The organism is Streptomyces sp. NBC_01478 (assembly GCF_036227225.1).
Lineage (GTDB): Bacteria > Actinomycetota > Actinomycetes > Streptomycetales > Streptomycetaceae > Streptomyces.
This window is the reverse complement of the sequence record NZ_CP109444.1, coordinates 9,581,165-9,602,942: the sequence shown is the minus strand read 5'-3', so window position 1 is coordinate 9,602,942 and position 21,778 is coordinate 9,581,165. Positions and strand designations below refer to the sequence as shown.

General features: G+C 69.9%; 17 protein-coding genes and 1 tRNA gene. 8 read left to right on the top strand and 10 right to left on the bottom strand.

Annotation, left to right across the window (positions count from 1 at the left end; all coding sequences use genetic code 11):
• Window positions 1–124 precede the first annotated feature (124 nt).
• Complete coding sequence (locus OG223_RS42955; RefSeq protein ID WP_329261234.1) at window positions 125–2,446, top strand: helix-turn-helix transcriptional regulator; 2,322 nt, start codon at window positions 125–127, stop codon at window positions 2,444–2,446.
• Between the two features lie 266 nt (window positions 2,447–2,712).
• On the opposite strand, the gene OG223_RS42950 is transcribed toward OG223_RS42955, so the two are convergent.
• The 5 genes from OG223_RS42950 to OG223_RS42930 form a co-directional block, all read right to left on the bottom strand.
• Entirely contained in the window at window positions 2,713–3,084 is a 372-nt protein-coding gene (locus OG223_RS42950; protein WP_329261232.1) for a hypothetical protein, read from the bottom strand.
• 46 nt (window positions 3,085–3,130) lie between these two features.
• Complete coding sequence (locus OG223_RS42945; RefSeq protein WP_329261230.1) at window positions 3,131–3,835, bottom strand: DUF4232 domain-containing protein; 705 nt, start codon at window positions 3,833–3,835, stop codon at window positions 3,131–3,133.
• A 238-nt stretch (window positions 3,836–4,073) separates the two neighbouring features.
• Complete coding sequence (locus OG223_RS42940; protein WP_329261227.1) at window positions 4,074–4,964, bottom strand: glycoside hydrolase family 19 protein; 891 nt, start codon at window positions 4,962–4,964, stop codon at window positions 4,074–4,076.
• 228 nt (window positions 4,965–5,192) lie between these two features.
• Window positions 5,193–7,598, bottom strand: a complete 2,406-nt coding sequence (locus tag OG223_RS42935; protein WP_329261223.1) for a penicillin acylase family protein — start codon at window positions 7,596–7,598, stop codon at window positions 5,193–5,195.
• A 160-nt stretch (window positions 7,599–7,758) separates the two neighbouring features.
• Window positions 7,759–8,628 carry an SGNH/GDSL hydrolase family protein gene (locus OG223_RS42930; protein ID WP_329261221.1) on the bottom strand — a complete coding sequence of 290 codons (870 nt, stop codon included), beginning with the start codon at window positions 8,626–8,628 and terminating at the stop codon, window positions 7,759–7,761.
• Window positions 8,629–8,757: 129 nt separating this feature from the next.
• Here OG223_RS42930 and OG223_RS42925 point away from each other — a divergent pair, with 129 nt between their 5' ends.
• Both OG223_RS42925 and OG223_RS42920 read left to right on the top strand, forming a co-directional pair.
• Window positions 8,758–9,042 carry a Smr/MutS family protein gene (locus tag OG223_RS42925; protein WP_329261218.1) on the top strand — a complete coding sequence of 95 codons (285 nt, stop codon included), beginning with the start codon at window positions 8,758–8,760 and terminating at the stop codon, window positions 9,040–9,042.
• Window positions 9,043–9,123: 81 nt separating this feature from the next.
• Window positions 9,124–9,429: a carbohydrate binding domain-containing protein gene (locus OG223_RS42920; protein WP_329265777.1), complete on the top strand. Its 306-nt coding sequence runs from the start codon at window positions 9,124–9,126 to the stop codon at window positions 9,427–9,429.
• 218 nt (window positions 9,430–9,647) lie between these two features.
• On the opposite strand, the gene OG223_RS42915 is transcribed toward OG223_RS42920, so the two are convergent.
• Together OG223_RS42915 and OG223_RS42910 are read right to left on the bottom strand one after the other, a co-directional pair.
• A tRNA-Leu gene (locus OG223_RS42915) sits at window positions 9,648–9,735 on the bottom strand.
• A 116-nt stretch (window positions 9,736–9,851) separates the two neighbouring features.
• On the bottom strand, window positions 9,852–10,295 hold the full coding sequence (locus OG223_RS42910; RefSeq protein ID WP_329261216.1) for a MarR family winged helix-turn-helix transcriptional regulator: 444 nt from the start codon (window positions 10,293–10,295) through the stop codon (window positions 9,852–9,854).
• A 72-nt stretch (window positions 10,296–10,367) separates the two neighbouring features.
• Between OG223_RS42910 and OG223_RS42905 the strand changes: the two genes are divergently transcribed.
• On the top strand, window positions 10,368–11,324 hold the full coding sequence (locus tag OG223_RS42905; RefSeq protein ID WP_329261214.1) for an LLM class flavin-dependent oxidoreductase: 957 nt from the start codon (window positions 10,368–10,370) through the stop codon (window positions 11,322–11,324).
• Here OG223_RS42905 and OG223_RS42900 read toward each other — a convergent pair.
• The 3 genes from OG223_RS42900 to sucC form a co-directional block, all read right to left on the bottom strand.
• Window positions 11,314–12,882, bottom strand: a complete 1,569-nt coding sequence (locus OG223_RS42900) for an aldehyde dehydrogenase family protein (protein WP_329261211.1) — start codon at window positions 12,880–12,882, stop codon at window positions 11,314–11,316. The genes OG223_RS42905 and OG223_RS42900 overlap by 11 nt on opposite strands.
• 123 nt (window positions 12,883–13,005) lie before the next feature.
• Window positions 13,006–13,905, bottom strand: a complete 900-nt coding sequence (sucD, locus tag OG223_RS42895; RefSeq protein ID WP_329261210.1) for a succinate--CoA ligase subunit alpha — start codon at window positions 13,903–13,905, stop codon at window positions 13,006–13,008.
• Window positions 13,906–13,916: 11 nt separating this feature from the next.
• Window positions 13,917–15,047, bottom strand: coding sequence for an ADP-forming succinate--CoA ligase subunit beta (sucC, locus tag OG223_RS42890; RefSeq protein WP_329261208.1), 1,131 nt, complete (start codon window positions 15,045–15,047; stop codon window positions 13,917–13,919).
• Between the two features lie 145 nt (window positions 15,048–15,192).
• Here sucC and OG223_RS42885 point away from each other — a divergent pair, with 145 nt between their 5' ends.
• From OG223_RS42885 to OG223_RS42870, 4 genes are all read left to right on the top strand, one after another.
• Window positions 15,193–16,875 carry a thiamine pyrophosphate-binding protein gene (locus OG223_RS42885; protein WP_329261206.1) on the top strand — a complete coding sequence of 561 codons (1,683 nt, stop codon included), beginning with the start codon at window positions 15,193–15,195 and terminating at the stop codon, window positions 16,873–16,875.
• 11 nt (window positions 16,876–16,886) lie between these two features.
• Window positions 16,887–18,119, top strand: coding sequence for a formyl-CoA transferase (gene frc, locus OG223_RS42880; RefSeq protein ID WP_329261204.1), 1,233 nt, complete (start codon window positions 16,887–16,889; stop codon window positions 18,117–18,119).
• 4 nt (window positions 18,120–18,123) lie between these two features.
• Entirely contained in the window at window positions 18,124–20,268 is a 2,145-nt protein-coding gene (locus OG223_RS42875; protein WP_329261202.1) for an acetate--CoA ligase family protein, read from the top strand.
• Between the two features lie 120 nt (window positions 20,269–20,388).
• A complete protein-coding gene (locus OG223_RS42870; RefSeq protein WP_329261201.1) occupies window positions 20,389–21,777 on the top strand; it encodes an OFA family MFS transporter in 1,389 nt (462 codons plus the stop codon).
• Window position 21,778 lies beyond the last annotated feature (1 nt).

Genomic DNA, 21,778 nt, shown 5'->3' with positions numbered 1-21,778 from the left:
GATCGGCGCGCCGCCGGGCGCCCGCGCGATCTCGCGCCCACCCGCCGGACTCGACTACCGTTCACGCTCGGGAGTCACTCGCCTACGCTGTGGTGACCGGTTGGCGGACGGGTATGGGGGCGGCATGGGATACGGCTTCGGACAGCGGCGGGGCGGTCAACTCCCCGTGGAGTTGACCAGTTTCGTCGGACGTACCGAGGAACTCGGGATACTGCAAGCCGAGTTGGCGCGGTCCAGGCTGGTCACGCTGGTCGGTCCGGGCGGGGTCGGCAAGAGCCGTACGGCACTGCGGGCGGCCCGCGCGGTCGCCGACCGGTTCGCCGACGGGGTGCGGCTGGTGGAGCTGTCGGCCCTGCACGACCCGGAGTTGGTGCCACCCACGCTCGCGGGCGTCCTCGAACTGCCCGAGCAGTCCGGCATGACGCCGTTGGACGCGATCGTGGAACACCTGCGCGGCCGGCGGATGTTGATCGTCCTCGACACCTGTGAGCATCTGGTCGACGCGTGCGCGATGCTCTGCGACATCCTGCTGCGCGAGGCTCCCGGGCTGAGCGTGCTCGCCACCAGCAGGCAGCCGCTCGACGTGCCCGGTGAGCGCTGTCTGCCGATCGCCCCGCTGGCCCGCGCCGACGCCGTCGACCTGTTCGTGCAGCGCGCCGCCGCCGTCACCGGCGGGCCCGGGCTCGACGGCGCCGACCGGGAGAGCACCCTCGCCCTCGTCGACCGCCTGGACGGCATCCCGCTCGCGCTCGAACTCGCGGCCGTACGCCTGCGGGCCGTACCGCTCGCGGAACTCGTCGCCCGTCTGGACCGCCACTGCGAGGTCCTCACCGGCGGCCGCCGCACGGCACTCACCCGCCACCAGACCCTGCGCGCGGCCATCGACTGGTCCTACGACCTGTGCACACCCCAGGAACAACTTCTGTGGGCACGGCTGTCGGTGTTCGCCGGTTCCTTCGGACTGTCGGCGGCCGAGCGGGTGTGCGCGGGCGGCCATCCTGGTGGAGCGGTCCAACTCGACGGCGGGCAGGTCGTCGAGGCGCTCATCGGGCTCGTGGACAAGTCGGTCGTCCAGCGCATCGGCGAGGACGGCGGCCGCTACCGGCTGCTGGACACCATCCGCGAGTACGGCACCGCGCGGCTGGCCGGCGCCGAGGACGAAGAGGCCGTACGGCAACGGCACTTCGCCCACTACGACGAACTCGTCGGCCGCTTCTGGAACGGTCTGATGGGCCGGGGGCAGGTCCAACTGCACCACGCCGTACGCGCGGAGATCGCCGACGTACGGGCCGCCCTGGAGTACGGCTGCGCCGCCGAGGGACGGGCGAGCGACGCGCTGTGGCTGGCGACGCGGCTCGGGGCGTACTGGCGGGCGGCGGGGACGCTGTCCGAGGGCCGGTACTGGATCGACAAGGGGCTCGGCCTGGTCCCGCAGGATTCCGCGGAGCGGGCCTGGGGGCTGTTCATGACCGGGGTGTTCGGGATCTGGACGGCCGATCTGGAGACGGCGCTGGACCGGTTCCCGCAGGCGCGGGAGGTGGCGCGGCGGGTCGGCGAGAGCCGCGTGGAGCTGTTCAGCGAGGGCTACTTGGGTGCCCTCGCGGTGCTCGGCGGGGCCGTGGAGGAGGGGTCGGCGGCTCTCGAAGCGGTCCGCGGGCGGATGATCGCGGCGGACGACGCTCTGGGCATCGGCGTCGTCCACTACGAAGGGGCCCTGCTGTACGCGGCGTTGGGCTTCACGGACCGGGCGCTGGAGTGGTGCGAGACCGGGCTGGCGTATCTGGAGGGCCGGGGCGAGCGCCAGTTGTACGGCTCCACGCTGACCGTGCAGGGCGTCATCCTGTGGCTCGTCGGGCGGCCCGAGGAGAGCGCGACGGCGTTGCGCCGGGGGCTTGAGGCGGCGAGCGAGATCGGCGAGGTGCTGGTCGCGGCGCTCGCGTCCCTGGGGCTGGCCTGGCACGCGGCCGGGCAGAAGCGGTACGTCAGGGCCTGCTGGCTGCTGGGTTACGCGGAGCACGCGCGCCGGCTGGGCGGCGACCCGGTCGGCATGCTGCCCCGGCTGCTGGAGGAGCAGGAGTCCCAACAGCGGGCGGTGCGGGCGGCGTTGGGCGACGAACCGTACGAGCGGTGGCGGGAGGCGGGGGCCCGGATGTCGGGCCGTGAACTCCTGGACGCCGTACGGGCGGACGCGGACGAGCCGCCCGGCATCCCCACGGCCCGCCCCGCCACGTCCGACAACCGCCCCGCCGACCCCCTCACCCGCCGGGAGCGCGAGGTCGCCGCGCTCGTCACGCAGGGCCTGTCCAACCGGGAGATCGCGGAACGGCTCGTTATCTCCAAGCGGACCGTGGACGCCCATGTCGAGCACATCCTCGCCAAGTTGGGCATCACCTCCCGTACCGAGATCCTGGCCGCGGCACAGCCCGAGGTCACCAAATCGGCGTAGGTACCCGGTACCTACGTACCCTCTCCGCGACCCGCGCCGACGCCTACGTGCACCCATATCGCCACCGATCTCCAGGAGTTCGCGCCCCACGCACCCGACCGCCGCCCCAAGCTGGTCCTACCGCCAGGGGAACGGGAAGTGTCGGGGCCGGCAGTGTTGGTCAACCCCACGGCTGTCATGGCAAGGCATCCGGCACCGCACCTCCCCTGGCGGTATTCGCGCAGGGCTGCCCCTGTCGGTGGGGGCAGCCCTCCTCGAGGGCCCGGCTATGCGCGGACCAAGAGAGGTGAGTCCGGCGGGGCGGCGGTCGTCTCGCGGAGAAAGGCGAGGAACTCCCCCACCGTGCAGTTCCAGAGCCGGCGTTCCACCGACGTGCTGTGCCGGCGGGCGAGTTCGCGGTCGTCGCCGTAGGAGAACCTGACGACGAGCGGGCCCTGGTACGCGCGGATCTCGATTCCGCTCGGCTGTACTTCGTCCGCCGAGTGCAGGCCCACCGCGATGCCGATGATCTCCCAGACCAGCACGCCCGCTCTCTTGAACGCGCCGTCGGACGAGGTGTGCCACACCACCTCGAAGTGCTCGTGCGCGGGTGCCTCGGGATCGGGCCGCCGGTTCACGTTGTTCGATGTACTGGACACACCTGCGTCCTCTCTGTGCGGCAGGGAACGTCGCGGCACGGACTGCCTAGTCGAGGGCGTCTTGGGGGTCGGTCAGCCAGTAGGTGGTGGTCAGGGAGCTGTCGATGTACACGCCCTTGCCGGGCAGCGCGACCTTGACGCCCGAGCCCACGAAGTCGAGCGCGCGGTTCTGGAAGATCACCGAGAGCGTCTTCGCGGTGTAGCCGCCGGTGCCGCTGCCGTCGGCGGCGGAGAGGCGGACGCCCGCATAGCCCGACTGTCCGGGGCGGAGCGTGGTGACCGCCTGCGGCTGCGTGTCCTCGTCGACCGGGGGCACGGCCTGGGCGTCCTGGAAGTTCAGGGCCGGGTAGCCGTACAGGTAGCAGGTCTGGGAGCCGGTGTTCTTGACAGTCAGCAGCAGGTGGTTCAGCGGACGCGTCATGGTCTGCGCGGTGACCATGGTGTTGGCGCCGGTGCAGGTGACGATGGTCGAGGTCGACCCCTTGGACCCGCTGGACCCCTTGGCGGTGGTGCTGCCGCTGCCCGACTTCGAGGTCACGACCGCGTCCGTACCGGAGGCCGCGGCCTTGGTGTCCCCGGCGTCCGCCTTGGGCGTCACGGTCGAGGAGATGCCGCCGTCGGCGGCGACGGTCGGGGTGCTCCTGGCCCCCGTGTCCGTGCTGGTTCCGCAGGCCGTCAGTGCCAGTGAGGCGGCCGCGGCGAAGGTCGCGGTGAGGAGTGCCGTACGGCGGCGCACGATGGTGTCGGACATGATCAGGTTCCCCCTGGGTGCGGTTCCGGAAGGCGAGCCACCTGGTTCGTGGTGGGTCTCGCTGCGAACAACCGCAGCTTGTGCGGCGATCCGTCCCAGCCGCCAGGACAGTCGGGGGAAACGGGAAGCTGGAACGCTCACACAGGGGCTGATCTGCGGGGACGTACTGTCCCTGGAACGCGGGGGTGGGACGGGCACCGGCCGTTGGAGCGGTCCAGCCGGTGCCCGTACCGCGCGCTCAGCAGTAGAGGTTGGCCCCCGGGGTGGTCCCGAGGATCGAGGTGAACCGCTGGTAGGCGTCCACGCGGCTCTGCACCTGTGCGGGGTTCTTGCCGTCGCACTCGATCGAGCCGTTGATGCTGCGGATGGTCTGGCCGAAGCCGGCGCCGTTGACCATCGCGTTGTGCGGGGTCATGGAGCCGGGGCCGGTCTGGGTGTTCCAGTACCAGAGCGCGGTCTTCCACGCCACGGCCGAGTCGTTCTGCACCAGCCAGGGGTTGTTGAGCAGATCGATGCCCAACGCGTCACCGGCGGCCTTGTAGTTGAAGTTCCAACTGAGCTGTATCGGGCCGCGCCCGTAGTAGGCGGCCTGACCGGCCGGGCAGCCGTACGACTGGCTCCAGTCGCAGTACGTCGGGTAGTTGGCGGTGTTCTGCTCGACGATGTACACCAACCCCCCTGTCTCGTGGCTGACGTTGGCGAGGAAGGCGGCGGCCTCCTGCTTCTTCGTGGTGTCGCTGCCGGTGGTCGCGAAGCCGGGGTAGGCGCTGAGGGCGGCGGTGAGACCGCTGTAGGAGTAGAAGGAGTTCCGGCTCGGGAACATCTGGTTGAACTGCGCCTCGCTGACGACGAAGGTGCCGACGGGCGTGGTCGAGCCGCCGTCACAGGCGTACGGCTCCCAGAACCAGGTGCTGATGACCGGGTCGTAGCCCGGGTTGTCGTGCTCGGCGATGTACGCCTTGCCGTCGGTGTACCGGACGATCTGGCCGGTGACGTACGACTGGCCGGCCACCCAGTTGGGATAGCTGGAGCAGGAGGCGGCGGACGCGCCGGCGGCGGGGAGGACCACGGGCATAAGGCTACCGAGGACGAGTGCGGTCAGTACTGCGGCGATGCGGCGTCTCGACACAGGGTTCAACTCCTCTGTGGAGCACGGCCGTACCCCGCCAAGGGCAGGGCGGAGCGGAGCCTTTGTGCGCACGGGCCGGTCGGACCGGTCACGGCGTGGGGGGCGGCCGTGGTGGGGGATGACGTCCCTCACTGAACCGCATTGGTCTGTACCAGTCAAGGGTATAGACCAGTCAACCCCGCGCCCGGGGAGCCCAGTTGCGACCGGCCCGTACCGCGTGGGCCCGCGTCACCTGCGCAGAGTCGTCACCTCCAGCCGCGGGGCGGCCGCGATCTCCGCCTGTGTGAATCGTTCGGTGACCCACTGCTTGCGCGAGAAGAGGCGGGTCTGGTCCGAGAAGTGGGGCGAGGCCGGGTTCGCGGACTCGCCGTAGGTGAGGAGGGTGTGGGCGCGGGGGCCGTGCGGGGTCAGTTCGACGGTCATCAGGAAGCTGCTGCCGAAGGCGCCGGCGGTCGGGGTGCCGGTACCGGAGTCGGGGCCCGCCTCCACGACGTCGAAGCAGCCGGAATCGCAGCCGGGCAGCGGGATGCCGGCCCACTTCTGCACGGCGCCGAGTTCGACGTCGACCGGGAGGCCACGGGCCGCGAAGTCCTGGACGGCGTCGGCCAGGGCGCGCTGGACGCGCGGGTCCTCGCCGTTGAATCCCCTTGGTGTGGTGAGGGGTTGGGCCGGGTCGTAGGGGACGCGGCGCCAGGTGTCGGGCGGGCCGCCGTCGAGGAGACGGTCGTAGAACGTGCTCCAGAGCACGATGCCCCGGCTGGTGGTGTCGGCGCGGGTGTCCCATTGGGCGAGGGTCGCGCAGGCCCGCGTCACGTCGACCTGTGTGCCGTCCGTGGCCGTGAGGCCCGGGTGGGCGCGGCACAGGGCGACGATGTCGTCGCGGCCCGTCTCGGCCGACCGGACGCGGTTCCCGAGCATCGACGCGCGCAGGGTCGCCTCGGTGAAGCCCGGGGCGCCCAACCCGTCGGTGCCGTCCCGGCGTTGGACGATCATGTCCAGCCCGAGCTGGGCCCGCCCGTCGAGGTGGGGATCGGTGTCGTACACGCCCGGGAGGCCGGTGATCGGCGCCTCCGGATTGACGTACTGGGGGCCGTTGTTGGAGTTGGCGACGTAGTCGGTACGGCTCAACTTCGGCTGGTGCGAAGGGCCGTAGACGCCGGGCACGAGCGCGTCGGGGTCACTCCCCCAGGCGCAGGTCGACGTCGAACCGTCCAGGGCGGTGGGCCCCTCGTCGTTCGGGACGGTGCAGTGGGCGAGTTGGGCGTCGGTGAGGTGCGGGACGGCCGAGGAGTCGGTGAAGTACGTGCCGCCGCTGGTGTCGGCCGCGAGGGTGTACGTCCAGGGGATGCCCTGGAACGTGTCCTGGGCGGCGCGGAGTTGGCCGAGGTTGTGCGCCTTGCCCATGGCCAGCCAGGTGTTCATGGAGCGCAGGTTGCCGGCGTTGGCGTCCCGGATCGCGTAGGCGGTCGTCGTGGTCCAGCCGGAGGAGAGGACGGGGCCGAAGTGCGAGGAGTACAGGGTCCGTTGGACGGTCGAGAGGGTGCCGTTCGCGTCCCGGACGGTGACCGGGACCGTACGGCGCTCCATCGGTACGGTCCTGCCGTCGAGGACGTAACTGGTCGGGTCGCCGGGCGCGAGCTTGAGCGCGTAGACGGAGGCGTGCTCGGCGTCGGTCGCGGTGTGCGTCCAGGCGAGGGTGCTGTTGTGGCCGATCTCGACCAGCGGGGTGCCGTAGAGGCCGGCGCCGGACACGTCCAGGGTGCCGGGGATCGTCAACTGCACCTGGTAGAAACGGAAGTAGCCGACGGCCCAGGGCAGATGCGGGTTGGCGAGGACCATCGCGTTGCCGGTGCGGGTGGCGTCCCGGCCGAGGGCCCAGCCGTTGCTGCCGAAGCCCGGGGCGACGGCCTTCGCGGACGGCACGCCGGATGCGGTGCGAGTCGTGGTGCCGGTCGCCGTCCCAGTCGTAGTGCCGGTCGTGGTGCCGGATGTGCTGCCGGAGTCGGTGGCCGCCGTCGGGGGCTGCGCGTCGCCGATGTCCGGGACCAGCGGGACCGTCGCGGTCACCCGGGCGACGTCGTAGACCACGCTCCACAGGTCGAGCGCGGTGATCGGCCGCACCCAGGGCTTGCCGTTGCAGGTCGGGTCCGGCAGGTGGTCGACGCCGGTGTCCCGGAGATAGCGGTTGTACCCGGCGGCGTATCCCTCGACCATCCGGCGCAGCTCCGCCGTCGGCCCCAACGGCGCCTTCTGGGCGAGCAGTTGGCGAACGGTGCCCGCGCGCGCCTGCCCGCCGTAGTACGTGTCGCTCGCGAGGTTGGAGCCTTGGACCTCGCCCTCGCCGGGCTCTCCGTCGGCCCCGAAGAACCTGGACCGCTCCCCCCTCAAGGTCACCACGTGGTCGGCGAGTTCGCACAGGTTGTCCTGCGCGAACGCGTACCCGTACCCGTATCCGAGCCCGTCGAAGTCCTGGGCCAGGATGTGCGGCACGCCGTACTCGGTCCGGCTGATCCGGACCGTGTGTCCACCCTCGGCCACCGTCTCGCCGCCCGCTCCCGTCAAGGCGGACGAGGACGCGGGGAGCAGGGCGACGGTGGCCGAGGTGAGACACAGGACGGCCGCGACAGCCGCCAACCTGCTTGATAAGGAACGTCTGTGACGCTTCGTCAGTTCTCTGGGTTCACCCATGGCCGCCACCTTGCAGGCAGGACGGCGGGAGCGTCATCGGGCCTCCGGCGGATATCCGGGCGGCCTGTCCCCCTGGAGATGTAGGCCTTGGGGTGCTGTCGGCGGGCTACGGCCGGTAGATCTGCCGCAGGGTTGCCACGGCCATGGCGAACTGACCGGACGGGTTGGGGTGCGCGGCGGCGGTGTCCGGGGCCGGGGTCAGCGACTCGACCCAGCGTTCCTCGCGGGGCCGGCACATGTCGTGGCCCACCGTGGGCGTATAGGTGTCCGCGTAGGACGCGTGGACGCCGGCGGCCCTCGCCTGGCGGCGCAGCGCCGCGTTGGCCTTCCTGGTGGCGTCCCGCAGATAGGCGAAGTCGCCCTTGGCGAACGGCACTTCGGCGCAGCCGACGCCGTTGTCGGGGAAGAGCGCGGGGTACCCGACGACGATCACCTCGGCGGCGGGACTGCGTCGCTCGATCTCGGCGAGCACGTCGTGGACGCGCCCCTCCATGGCGGTGACGCGCTCGGCCAGTACGTCCTTGCCGTCCGCCGTGAAGTGCTGCTCGCAGGGGCTGCCGTCCCGGTCCGAGGCGGCGACGCGGGCGCAGGTGGCCAGCACACTGCTGAAGCCGACGTCGTTGCCGCCCAGGGTCAGGGTGACGAGTCTGGTGCGGGCCGTGAGCGCGTCGGCCTGGGGAGCCCTGGTGCCCCGGGAGTTCCAGAAGTCGTTCGTGGTGGCGCCGCTGCAGGTGACGTCGTCGAACGTGTGGCGCAGCCCCACCGTGGCGGCGAACCGGGAGATCAGGCTGGGGTAGCCGCCGGTCGTACGGTCGCACTCCTTGTCCTTCACCCCGGCCAGTCCGGCCCCGGAGGCGTAGGAGTCGCCGAGTGCCACATAGGCGGGCCCGTCGTCGCCGGGGGTGGCCGCCGCGGCCGGTGCGGTCAGGGTGAGGACGACGGCCGAGGCGGCCAGGATCAATCCGAAAGGGGACACAATGCCTCTTCGTTCTCGGGGAACTGGACGGGCGCCGGCCGGTGCCGCGAGAGAGCTGTCGCTTTCTCGATGTGATCGAGCCTAGGGTCGGGGCGGGGCGCCGTCCTCGCGCTACGGGACGACTGCCGCGTGCAACCAAAGTTGGAGAACATCTCGGAGGCGATGGCCCTGATCACCCTGGATCTGCACCCCTTCTTCCGCAGCGATCGCGACATCGACACCGCCCTGCGGCAGACCCTCTTCAAGGCCGCCGCCACCGGGGTCGACATCGTCCAGATCATCCCGGGGAAGGGGACGGGCCAACTTAGGAAGCGGGTGCTGGCCGTGCTGGCGCAGAAGCACATCAGGAAGCTCTACGCCCGGGTGGAACAGGATCCGGCCAACGCGGGCCGGATCCTGGTCCACCTCCGCTGACGTCGCCGTACGGACCGGTGCCAGAACGCCGACACCCTCACGGTCACCACCAGTGGCGGCGGCGGAGGCGGCGGGGGCGCGCTGACCAACGCGGGCTTCGAGACCGGCAGTTCGAGCCCCTGGACCCGCACGGGCGGCAGTACGGTGATCTCCACCCCGGTGCACAGCGGCAGCCACAGCCTCCAGATCACTCCGAGCGCAAGCAGCACCGGTGAATGCGACCAGAGCGTCACCCTGTCGCCCAACACCGCCTACACGCTGACCGCTTGGGTGCAGGGACCGTACGCCTACATCGGAGTCACCGGCGGCAGCGGAGCGGTCACCGTCTACGTCCACGGCTGGTACGGCCAGTCCAACGTCGTCGCCGACGATTTCACCCTCGGCTGAGGTCCCGGAACGCGCGCACCGAAAACCGGCAGCACGGCCGCGCTCGCCCGGCCGGATGCCGGAGCTGGATGGCGGAGGCGGAGGCGGATGGCGGAAGGTCACCGGGGATGCAGCACGGAAAGATCCGGTGCAGTCGGTCACAGCACAGCCCTGGAACGCAAGAAACCCCACACAAAGTGGGGTCTCAACTAGTAACTGCCGGTTACCGCTACTGCTGCTGGTGTCCGAGGGGGGACTTGAACCCCCACGCCCGATAAAGGGCACTAGCACCTCAAGCTAGCGCGTCTGCCATTCCGCCACCCGGACTAGGTGTCTGCCGCCTGGCCGAGGGTGTTCCCCGCGGCGACATGGACAACAATACCAAGCTTTCGGAGCGCCTTTCACCTGCATATCCACCCCCGCGGAGCACCGGATTCCGGCGCTCACTCCCGCTCGGCGAGCACCAGCGTCCGCAGCGCCCGTACGAGTGACGCCGCCGCTTCCTCGTCCAGCGGGGCGAGGAAACGGCGCTCCGCCGCACGGCGGGCCTTCTCGCCCCGGCGCAGGCAGTCCCGGCCCGCCGCCGTTAGCTCGACGATGTTCTTCCGGCGGTCCTGCGGACTGCGGCGCCGCTCCGCCAGCCCGTGATCCTCCAGGCCGTCGATCAGCGACACCATCGTGGTGCGGTCGACCCCGAGCCGCCCGGCCGCCTCGACCTGCGACAACGGCTCGCCCGCCGCGAGCACGACCAGGACGGCCAGCTCGTGACCGTCCACGCCGTGCGGCGCCAACGCCTCGGCCGATGCCCTGGCCAGTCCGGCCTGAGCGTGCTTGAGGAGATAGCCGAGCCGGGACTCCAGGGGCACGGGCTGCTGATCGTCGACCATCCGTCGACTGTATCCCCACCAAATCCCTCATCTGATCGTCAGCGCATCTGATGATTTACTAGACTGACGGTCATGACGACCACCGTAGACATGCCCACTGTGCGTTTCGGGATCAAGACCACCCCCATGCATGTGTCGTACGAGGACATCCGGCGGGTCTGGCTGGAAGCGGACGCCGTGCCGGAGATCGCGGACGCCTGGCTGTGGGACCACCTGCTGCCGGTCGCCGGACCGAAGGACGGGCAGATACACGAGGGCTGGACACTGCTCGGCGCACTCGCCGCGCAGACGGAGCGGCTGCGGCTCGGCCTCCTCGTCACCAGCAACCGCGTCCGTCCACCGGCCCTGCTCGGCAAGATGGCGGCCACGGTGGACGTGATCTCCGGCGGGCGCCTCGTGCTCGGGCTGGGGGTCGGCGGCACGCATCAGCCGCCGGGGGCCGGAGGCATCGAGGGCGCCAATCCGGCGATCGCGGAGTACGAGGCGTACGGCCTCTCACTCGTCCCGCCGGCTGAGAGCCTCGCACGGCTCGCGGAGACCGTCGAGATCCTGAAGGGGATGTGGACCCGGGACGTCTTCGACTTCGAGGGCCGCCACTACCGGCTCCGGGGCACACGCTGCGAGCCGAAGCCCGTGCAGCGGCCCGGTCCCCCGCTGCTCATCGGCGGCTGGGGCACCCGGCTGCTCCGGCTCGTCGCCGAGCACGCCGACATCTGGAACGTTCCAGGGCCGCCGCACAACACCGTCGATTACGTCGCCGAACGCGCCCGCGTCCTCGACGCGCACTGTGCCGACCTGGGACGCGCCCCGGACACGATCACTCGATCGGTGCAGGTCCTGGTGTCGTACGACGATCCGGCGGCGACCCGGGAGACGGTCGGCCGACTCGTCGACGCCGGGATGAACCACATCGTGCTGAGCCTGCCGCGCCCGTATCCGCAGGGCGTGGCTCGCTGGCTCGTCGACGAGATCATCGCCGGGCGATACTCGACGAACCCGAGCACCGCCCGGCCACCGGTCACGGCATGAGTTGATACTCCGGGAAGTTGCCGGGCAGCCGCTCCCCCACCGGCCCGTGCGTCACCGCGCGGACGAGGAGTTCGCCGCCGACGAAGGCACCGCGCCAGGACGCGCCGAACCCGCCGAACAGTTCGTCGCGGTCGCCGCGGGAGCGTGGCGTGCCGTGGCCGACCTTGAACGCGCGGATCTGCGGGGCGAGTCGGTCGTAGGTCGCCCGGTCGTCGGTGGACAGGGTGGCGACCAGCGCGCCGTTGGACGCGTTCATCGCGGCCAGCAGTTCCGCCTCCGTGTCGACCAGGACGATGGTGTCGACCGGGCCGAACGGTTCCGCGTGGTGCAGCGGGGACGACGGTGGCGGGTTGAGAAGCGTGACGGGACGGACGTACGCCGAAGTGTCCTGCCCAGGAAGGAAGTCGGCCTCGGGCAGCTTGCCGCGGTGCAGGGGTACGGCACCGCGGTCGATCGCCTCGGCCACCTGGTCGTGGAGCTCCTTGGCCTTGGCCGCGTTGATCACCGGCCCGAAGTCCAGTTCCGGGTACGGGTCTTGGGCATGCCGCACCGCAAGAGGGTGGCCGACGCGGAGAGTTCGGACAGCGGGGAGATAGGCGGCGAGGAACTCGTCGAACAGCTCGCGCTGGACGACGAAGCGCGGATACGCCGTGCAGCGCTGCTTGCCGTAGTCGAAGAGCTTGGGGATGACGGCGGTGAGCGTGTCCCAGTCCGTGTGGTTCCAGATGCCCCAGGTGTTGAGTCCTTCCTGTTCGAGTATGTGCCGCTTGCCCAGGTCGGCTACGGCCGTGGCCACGGCGGCCCCGGTGTCGCGGCCGCCGACGAAGGAGACGCAGCCGATCTCGGGCGCGCGGACCAGCGCCTCCGACAACTCGCCTCCGCTGCCGCTGACGAGGGTGACGGGGATCCCCTCGCGCGCGGCCAGCGCGGCGGCAAGGGTGAGACAGGCGACGCCGCCGTCGGTCGGGGTCTTGGCGATGACCGCGTTGCCCGCCAGCGCTTGGACGAGCATGGCGTGGACGAGCACGCTCATCGGGTAGTTCCAGCTCGCGATGTTGGACACCGGACCGTCGAGCGGGGTGCGGCGGGCGAGCATCGGCTCGATGCCGTCGACGTACCAGCGAACGCCGTCGATGGACCGGTCCACGTCCGCCTGCGCGAGCCGCCAGGGCTTGCCGATCTCCCAGACCAGCAGCAGCGCGAGGAGTTCGCGGTGTTCGGTCAGGGCATCCAGTGTGGCGGCGACCCGGGCCCGCCGTTCGTCGAGCGGGACGTGGCGCCAGGCGCGGTGCTGGTCGAGGGAGGCACGTACGGCCTGGTGGGCCGTGGACCGGTCCAGGCGGGGCGGACCGGCGATGGGGCTGCCGTCGACGGGGGTGGTGGCGGGCAGGGCCCGGCCGTCCCGCTGCCAGGCCGCGTTCCAGAGGTTGAGGACACGGTCGTCCTGGAAGGCCTCGGGCGCGACGGCGAGACAACGCCGCCAGGCGTCACTCCAGGACGTGCCCGCTTTGAGGGTCGGGGGATGAACAGTGAGGCTGGGGCTGAGGGTTGTTGCCATGCTTCTGCTCCGCTCTCGGTGCACAGTCGGGGCGGGGTGAGGCAGGAACTGTCGTACAGATGAAGCTAGTTGCGCTCCGAGGAGCGCGACAGTGACGTCACTTCACCTATGAGTGACGTCACATCAGCCATGAGTGGCATCACACGCCGCCTCCAGGCGGTCCAGCACCAGTCGGGCGGTCTCGGACGGCGTGCGTCCGACCCTGACTCCTACGGCCTCCAGCGCTTCCTTCTTGGCCGACGCCGTACCGGAGGAGCCGGACACGATGGCGCCCGCGTGACCCATGGTCCTGCCCTCGGGCGCGGTGAAGCCGGCGATGTAGCCGACAACGGGTTTGGTGACGTGGTCGCGGATGTACGCGGCAGCCCGTTCCTCCGCGTCGCCGCCGATCTCCCCGATGAGGACGACGAGTTCGGTGTCGGGGTCGTCCTGGAACGCGGCGAGGCAGTCGATGTGGCTCGTGCCGACGACGGGGTCCCCGCCGATGCCGACGCAGGTCGAGAAGCCGATGTCCCGTAGTTCGTACATGAGTTGATAGGTGAGCGTGCCGGACTTGGAGACCAGGCCGATACGGCCCGGCTTGGTGATGTCCGCGGGGATGATGCCCGCGTCGGCCTGTCCGGGAGTGATCAGGCCGGGGCAGTTCGGGCCGATGATCCGGGTGCCCTGCGCGCGGGCGTGGGCGGTGAAGGCGACCGAGTCGTGGACGGGGATGCCTTCGGTGATGACGACGGCGAGGCCGATGCCCGCGTCGGCGGCCTCGATCACGGCCGCCTTGGCGAAGGCGGGCGGCACGAACACGACGGTGACATCGGCTCCCGTCGACCGCATACCGTCGGCGACCGACCCGAAGACGGGGACGGCCCGGTCGTCGAAATCGACGGTGCGGCCCGCCTTGCGCGGGTTGACGCCGCCGACGACGTCCGTGCCGGCCGCGAGCATCCGGCGGGTGTGCCGCATGCCCTCGCCGCCGGTCATGCCCTGGACGAGGACCTTGCTCTCCTTGGTGAGGTAGATCGCCATGTCCCGGCTCCTTAGCGTGCGTCGGCGAGGTCGGCGGCGCGGCGGGCGGCACCGTCCATGGTGGTGGCCTGCTGGACCAGAGGATGCGCGTACCCGTCGAGGACGGCCCGGCCGCGGGCCGCGTTGTTGCCGTCGAGCCGGACGACCAGCGGCTTGGTCAACTCCACTGATTCCAGGGCCCGTACGATGCCGTCGGCCACCGCGTCGCATGCGGTGATCCCGCCGAAGACGTTGACGAACACCGACTTCACGGCCGGGTCGGAGAGGATGACGGACAGCCCGTCGGCCATGATCTGGGCGGATGCCCCGCCGCCGATGTCGAGGAAGTTCGCGGGACGGGCACCGCAGCCGGCGACCACGTCCAACGTCGACATGACCAGCCCGGCGCCGTTGCCGATGATGCCCACCTCGCCGTCGAGCTTGACGTAGTTGAGCCCCTTCGCGGCGGCCGCGGCCTCCAGCGGATCGTCGTGTGCCGCACCCTCGACGCCCCAACGGGCCTGTCGGAAGCGGGCGTTGTCGTCCAGGGTGACCTTGCCGTCGAGGGCGAGGATCTGCCCCTGCCGGGTGCGCACCAGCGGGTTGACCTCGACGAGGACGGCGTCCTCGCGGACCAGCACCTCCCACAGTCGTACGAGGACGTCGACGGTCTGCGACGGCAGTCCGGCCGCTGCGGCGATCTCGCTTGCCTTGGCCGAGGTGACTCCCTCCGCCGGGTCGATGTGTATACGGGCGACCGCATCCGGTCGACGGGCGGCGATGTCCTCGATCTCCGTACCGCCCTCCGCGGACGCGATCGCGAGGAAGCGGCCCGCCGCCCGGTCGAGGACGTAGGAGACGTAGAACTCGCTCTCGATGTCGACGGGTTGGGCCAGCATCACCGCGCCGACCGTGTGGCCCTTGATGTCCATGCCGAGGATCCGGCGTGCCGTCAGCTCGGCGGCGGCCGGGTCCGCGGCGAACTTCACTCCCCCCGCCTTGCCGCGTCCACCGGTCTTGACCTGCGCCTTCACCACGACCCGTCCGCCCAGCCGGCGAGCGATCGCACGTGCCTCCTTGGACGAGGCGGTGACCTCGGCCCGGGGCACCAAGATGCCGTGTTCCTCGAAGAGTTCCCTTGCCTGGTGCTCGTACAGGTCCATCTCGGCTCCTGTTCCTGAAAGTGCCGCACGCCCCCTGGACACCACCCACCGGATGCGGGATAACAAGTTTCATACAGTATTCGTCGACTGTATGCAATGTACCGCGAGAGCGTTCCAACCCCCTACGAAGGGACAGGACTCCGCCATGCCCGACGACACCCAGGACGTGATTTCCGGTGGTCATCTCGTCGCCAAAGCCCTGAAGGCCGAGGGGGTCGACCGCATCTACACCCTGTGCGGCGGCCACATCATCGACATCTACGACGGCTGCGTCGACGAGGGCATAGAAGTCGTCGACGTACGCCACGAACAGGTGGCAGCCCACGCGGCGGACGGCTACGCCCGCATCACCGGCAGGCCCGGGTGCGCGGTCGTCACCGCGGGCCCCGGCACGACCGACGCCGTCACCGGTGTCGCCAACGCCTTCCGCGCGGAGTCCCCGATGCTGCTCATCGGCGGCCAAGGGGCCCTCACCCAGCACAAGATGGGGTCCCTTCAGGACCTGCCGCACGTCGACATGATGACGCCGATCACCAAGTTCGCGGCGACCGTGCCGGACACGGCGCGCGCCGCCGACATGGTGTCGATGGCGTTCCGCGAGTGCTACCACGGCGCACCCGGCCCCTCCTTCCTGGAGATCCCGCGCGACGTCCTCGACGCGAAAGTGCCGGTGGGCAAGGCGCGGGTGCCGCAGCCCGGCGCCTACCGCGCCTCGACCCGCTCCGCCGGCGACCCCGAGGCCGTCGAGAAGCTCGCCGACCTGCTCGTCCACGCCGAGAAGCCGGCGATCCTGTTGGGCAGCCAGGTGTGGACAACTCGCGGCACCCGGGCAGCCATTGACCTCGTCCGCACCCTCAACATCCCCGCGTACATGAACGGCGCGGGGCGTGGCACCCTCCCGCCCGGCGACCCGCACCACTTCCAACTCTCGCGCCGGTACGCCTTCTCCCACGCCGACGTCATCGTCATCGTCGGCACGCCCTTCGACTTCCGCATGGGCTACGGCAAGCGGCTCTCCCCGGACGCGACCGTCGTGCAGATCGACCTCGACTACCGCACCGTCGGCAAGAACCGCGACATCGACCTCGGCATCGTCGGCGACGCGGGGCTCGTACTGAAGTCGGTCACCGACGCCGCCTCTGGACGCATCAACGGCGGTGCGTCCCGGCGCAAGGAGTGGCTCGACGAGCTGCGGGCCGCCGAACAGGCCGCGATCGAGAAGCGGTTGCCGAGCCTGAAGTCGGACGCCTCACCGATCCACCCGTACCGCCTGGTCAGCGAGATCAACGACTTCCTCACCGAGGACTCCATCTACATCGGCGACGGCGGCGACATCGTCACCTTCTCCGGACAGGTCGTGCAGCCCAAGTCCCCCGGCCACTGGATGGATCCGGGCCCGCTCGGCACCCTCGGCGTCGGCGTCCCCTTCGTCCTCGCGGCGAAGCAGGCGCGGCCGGACAAGGAGGTCGTCGCGCTGTTCGGCGACGGCGCGTTCTCCCTCACCGGCTGGGACTTCGAGACCCTCGTCCGTTACGACCTCCCGTTCGTCGGCATCGTCGGCAACAACTCCTCGATGAACCAGATCCGTTACGGCCAGGCCGCCAAGTACGGCCCGGAGCGCGAGCGGGTCGGCAACACCCTCGGCGACGTCCACTACGACAAGTTCGCCCAGATGCTGGGCGGTCACGGCGAGGAGGTCCGCGACCCCGCCGACATCGGCCCCGCGCTGCAACGCGCCCGCGAGTCGGGCAAACCGTCGCTGATCAACGTCTGGGTCGACCCGGACGCGTACGCCCCCGGAACCATGAACCAGACGATGTACAAGTGAGGTCAACGGCCATGACCGCCAGGGCACTTGAAGGCATCCGCGTCCTCGACATGACGCACGTCCAGTCCGGCCCCTCCGCCACCCAACTGCTCGCCTGGCTCGGCGCCGACGTCGTCAAGCTGGAGGCGCCGACCGGCGACATCACGCGCAAGCAGTTGCGCGATCTCCCGGACGTCGACTCCCTCTACTTCACGATGCTCAACTGCAACAAGCGCAGCATCACCCTCAACACCAAGACCGAGCGCGGCAAGGAGATCCTCACCGAGCTGATCCGGCGCTCCGACGTCATGGTCGAGAACTTCGGTCCTGGCGCGGTCGACCGTATGGGGTTCACCTGGGATCGCATACGGGAGATCAATCCCCGCATTGTGTATGCGTCGATCAAGGGCTTCGGGGACGGCCCGTACACCAACTTCAAGGCGTACGAGGTCGTCGCGCAGGCGATGGGCGGCTCGATGTCGACCACCGGTTTCGAGGGCGGGCCACCGCTGGCCACGGGCGCTCAGATCGGTGACTCGGGCACAGGAGTGCATACAGTAGCCGGGATACTGGCGGCACTCTTCCAGCGCGAGAGCACCGGCCGCGGCCAGCGGGTCAACGTCGCCATGCAGCACGCCGTGCTGAACCTGTGCCGGGTGAAGCTGCGCGACCAGCAGCGCCTGGCGCACGGTCCCCTCGCCGAGTACCCGAACGAGGACTTCGGCGACGAGGTGCCCCGCTCGGGCAACGCGTCCGGCGGCGGCCAGCCCGGCTGGGCGGTCAAGTGCGCGCCGGGCGGCCCGAACGACTACGTGTACGTCATCGTGCAGCCCGTCGGCTGGCGGCCGCTCACCGAGCTGATCGGCCGGCCCGAACTCGCCGAGGACCCCGAGTGGGCGACGCCGGAGGCCCGGTTGCCGCAGCTCACCAAGATGTTCCAACTGATCGAGGAGTGGTCCGCCACGCTGCCCAAGTGGGAGGTGCTGGAGCGGCTCAACGCCCACAACATCCCGTGCGGGCCGATCCTCTCGACCAGGGAGATCATCGAGGACGAGTCGCTGGTCGCCAACGAGATGGTCGTGACGGTGCCGCACCCCGAGCGCGGCGAGTTCGTCACCGTCGGCAGCCCGCTGAAGCTCTCCGACTCCCCCGTGGAGGTGACCGGTTCACCGCTGCTCGGCGAGCACAACGAAGAGGTCTACATCGGCGAACTCGGCCTCGGCGACGAAGAGTTGCGCCTCCTCAAGTCGAACGGGGTGATCTGACGTGATGACAGAGGACCGGGTCCTGAGGGTGCGTGCGCTCCTCGACTCCGTGCGGGCCGAGGGACGATCCGCGCTGACCGCGCCCGAGGGCAAGGTGATCGCCGACACGTACGGGATCGCCGTACCGGGTGAGGAGTTGGCGACGGACGTCGACGAGGCGGTCGCGTTTGCGGCGCGGTTCGGCGGGCCCGTCGTGATGAAGATCGTCTCGCCCGACATCCTGCACAAGACCGACGCGGGTGGCGTGATCGTCGGGGTCGAGGGTGCGGCGGACGTACGGGCCGCGTTCCACAAGATCGTCGACAGCGCGCGGGCGTACGACGCCGACGCCCGCATCGAGGGCGTCCAGGTACAGGAGTTGCTGCCGCAGGGCCAGGAGGTCATCGTCGGGGCGGTGACCGACCCGACGTTCGGGAAGGTGGTCGCGTTCGGGCTCGGCGGGGTGTTGGTCGAGGTGCTGAAGGACGTGACGTTCCGGCTGGCACCCGTGAGCGCCGACGAGGCGCTGTCCATGCTGGACTCGATCCGGGCGGCGGAGATCCTGCGCGGGGTGCGCGGCGCACCGGCCGTCGACCGGTGGGCGATCGCGGAACAGATCCGCCGGGTGTCCCAACTGGTCGCGGACTTCCCGGAGATCGCCGAGGTGGACCTGAACCCGGTGATCGCGACGCCCCAGGGCGCGGTGGCGGCCGACATCCGCGTGATCCTCGCCGAGTCGCAGCCGGTACCCCGTCGACGGTATACACGCGACGAGATCCTGACGACCATGCGCCGCCTGATGGAGCCGACCTCGGTCGCCGTGATCGGTGCCTCGAACGAGCAGGGCAAGATCGGCAATTCGGTGATGCGCAACCTCGTCGACGGCGGCTTCGCCGGCGAGATCCATCCGGTGAACCCCAAGGCCGATGACATCCTCGGCCGCAAGGCGTACAAGAGTGTCACGGACGTTCCCGGTGAGGTGGATGTGGCCGTCTTCGCCATTCCCGCCAAGTTCGTGGCAGCGGCACTGGAGGAGGTGGGGCGCAAGAACATCCCCAACGCCGTCCTCATCCCCTCCGGGTTCGCCGAGACCGGCGAAGTCGCGCTCCAGGACGAGATCGTGGCGATCGCCGAGCGCTACGGCGTCCGCCTCCTAGGGCCGAACATCTACGGCTACTACTCGACCTGGCAGGACCTGTGCGCCACGTTCTGCACGCCGTACGACGTGAAGGGCGGGGTGGCGCTGACCTCGCAGTCCGGTGGCATCGGGATGGCGATCCTGGGCTTCGCGCGGACCACCAAGACGGGTGTGTCGGCGATCGTCGGGCTCGGCAACAAGTCGGACCTGGACGAGGACGACCTGCTGACCTGGTTCGGCGAGGACCCGCACACCGAGTGCATCGCGATGCACCTGGAGGACCTCAAGGACGGCCGCGCGTTCGTCGAGGCGGCCCGAAAGACCGTACCCCTCAAGCCAGTTGTGGTCCTGAAGGCGGGGCGTACGGCGGCGGGTGCGAAGGCCGCCGGCTCGCACACAGGCGCACTGGCGGGCGACGACGCGGTGTACACGGACATCCTGAAGCAGGCCGGTGTCATCCGTGCCCCCGGGCTCAACGACATGCTGGAGTACGCGCGCGGCCTGCCTGTGCTGCCCACTCCCAAGGGCGACAACATCGTCATCATCACGGGAGCCGGCGGCAGTGGCGTGCTCCTCTCGGACGCGGTGACCGACAACGGCCTTTCCCTGATGGAGATTCCGCCGGATCTCGACGCGTCCTTCCGGAAGTTCATCCCGCCCTTCGGGGCGGCGGGCAACCCGGTCGACATCACCGGGGGCGAGCCGCCGTCGACGTACGAGGCGACGATCCGGCTGGGCCTGGAGGATCCGCGCATCCACGCGCTGGTCCTCGGCTACTGGCACACCATCGTCACTCCCCCGATGGTCTTCGCGGAGCTCACCGCGCGCGTGGTCGCCGAGTTCAAGGAGCGCGGGATCGAGAAGCCGGTGGTGGCGTCGCTCGCGGGTGACGTCGAGGTCGAGGAGGCCTGCCAGTACCTGTACGAGCGCGGGGTCGTGGCGTACCCGTACACGACCGAGAAGCCGGTGGCGGTGCTGGGCGCGAAGTACCAATGGGCGCGCGCGGCAGGGCTGTTGGGCGGTGGTTCATGACGTGAGCCGACGCGGGGCCGGCCGACAGTGCGGTCGGCCGGCCCCGGGGACCCGTGCGCACGCGAAAGGCATTGGACAGGGGGCGCTGGCCAGAACTTTCGACGCAAGGGGCACTGAGCGATGGCAACAACGGACTACCCTACGTCCGTCTCCCACAGGGAGGTGACGGACCGTCACGGCCGCGTGTACCGCATCGGTGAATCCGATGTCGACATCATGGGCCGTACGCGCAAGTGGATGGTCGTCCTGCCCTGGGTGGGCATGATGGGCATCAGTTCCGCCGAGTACGCGTTCACGTCGGCGGAGGAGACGCTCCATGACGCGCATCTGTGGAGCAGTGGGCACATCTTCTGGCTGATGGGCGTCTGGGTGTTCTTCCAGGCGGCCGTGGCCTTCCCCGCCGGGCAGTTGCGCGAGAGCGGCAGACTCCCGGCCCGTACGGCCATGTTGATCGGCGCGCTCGGCACGCTGCTGGGCTATCTGGCGCTGGCGTTCGCGCCGAATCTGCTCGTTGCGTATCTGGGATTCGGTATGTGCAGCGGTATCGGCGCCGGTCTTGTGTATGCGACCTGCGTGAACATGGTCGGCAAGTGGTATCCGGAGCGCAAGGGCGGCAAGACGGGCTTCGTGAACGGCGGATTCGCCTACGGGTCCGTGCCGTTCGTGTTCCTGTTCACCTCGGTGCTCGATCTCGGCAACTACAAGGTGCTGCTCAGCCTCGTCGGCGTCGGACTGTGTCTGGTGGTGGCCTCGGCGGGCTGGTTCTTCCGCGATCCGCCGAAGAACTGGTGGCCGGCGCACGTCGATCCGCTCAAGGCGGCCCAAGACCCCAGGATCCGGCGGGCGTTGGAGAAGAACCCGCCGGCCGTCAAGCAGTACACACCCAGGGAGGCCGCCCGTACCCCCGTGCTCTGGATGATGTGGTTCTGTCTGCTGTGCACGGCCGGCATCAACATCTTCGGCATCGCCTTCCAGGTGCCGTTCGGCAAGGACATGGGCTTCGCGGGCGGGATCGTGGCCACGGCGATGTCCCTGAAGGCGATCGTGAACGGCACCGGGCGCGGGGTCATCGGCTGGATCTCCGACCGTTTCGGCCGCCGTCACACGCTGATCATCGTATGCATTGTGCTGGGTACCGCCCAGTTCGGTGTGCTGGTCTCGGGCCAGATGGGCAGCATGCCGTTCTTCCTGTTCTGCTCCATGGTCTCGGGTTTCGGCGGCGGGGCGATCTTCCCGCTGTTCGCGGCCATGACGGCCGACTACTTCGGTGAGAACAACAACGCCAGCAACTACGGGATGGTCTACAGCTCGAAGCTGATCTCGGGGCTCGTCGGCTCCGGTCTGGGCGCGGTCGTCGTCGGTGAGTGGGACTACCACGGCGCGTTCGTGCTGGCCGGTTCCGTGGGCCTGGCCTCCGCGGTGCTGGCGCTCTTCCTCAAGGCTCCGGGCAGGCCCAGCGCCCGGCGTATCGCCCCCAACCCGCACCCGCTCGGCGAGGAGATGGCGTGAC

Bases quoted from the DNA above. Each gene is read 5' to 3' on its own strand.
- OG223_RS42955 (WP_329261234.1), top strand. From the start codon at position 125: ATGGGATACGGCTTCGGACAGCGGCGGGGCGGTCAACTCCCCGTGGAG.
- OG223_RS42945 (WP_329261230.1), bottom strand. From the start codon at position 3,835: ATGTCCGACACCATCGTGCGCCGCCGTACGGCACTCCTCACCGCGACC.
- OG223_RS42910 (WP_329261216.1), bottom strand. From the start codon at position 10,295: ATGGTCGACGATCAGCAGCCCGTGCCCCTGGAGTCCCGGCTCGGCTAT.
- OG223_RS42905 (WP_329261214.1), top strand. From the start codon at position 10,368: ATGACGACCACCGTAGACATGCCCACTGTGCGTTTCGGGATCAAGACC.
- OG223_RS42900 (WP_329261211.1), bottom strand. From the start codon at position 12,882: ATGGCAACAACCCTCAGCCCCAGCCTCACTGTTCATCCCCCGACCCTC.
- sucD (WP_329261210.1), bottom strand. From the start codon at position 13,905: ATGGCGATCTACCTCACCAAGGAGAGCAAGGTCCTCGTCCAGGGCATG.
- sucC (WP_329261208.1), bottom strand. From the start codon at position 15,047: ATGGACCTGTACGAGCACCAGGCAAGGGAACTCTTCGAGGAACACGGC.
- OG223_RS42885 (WP_329261206.1), top strand. From the start codon at position 15,193: ATGCCCGACGACACCCAGGACGTGATTTCCGGTGGTCATCTCGTCGCC.
- frc (WP_329261204.1), top strand. From the start codon at position 16,887: ATGACCGCCAGGGCACTTGAAGGCATCCGCGTCCTCGACATGACGCAC.
- OG223_RS42875 (WP_329261202.1), top strand. From the start codon at position 18,124: ATGACAGAGGACCGGGTCCTGAGGGTGCGTGCGCTCCTCGACTCCGTG.
- OG223_RS42870 (WP_329261201.1), top strand. From the start codon at position 20,389: ATGGCAACAACGGACTACCCTACGTCCGTCTCCCACAGGGAGGTGACG.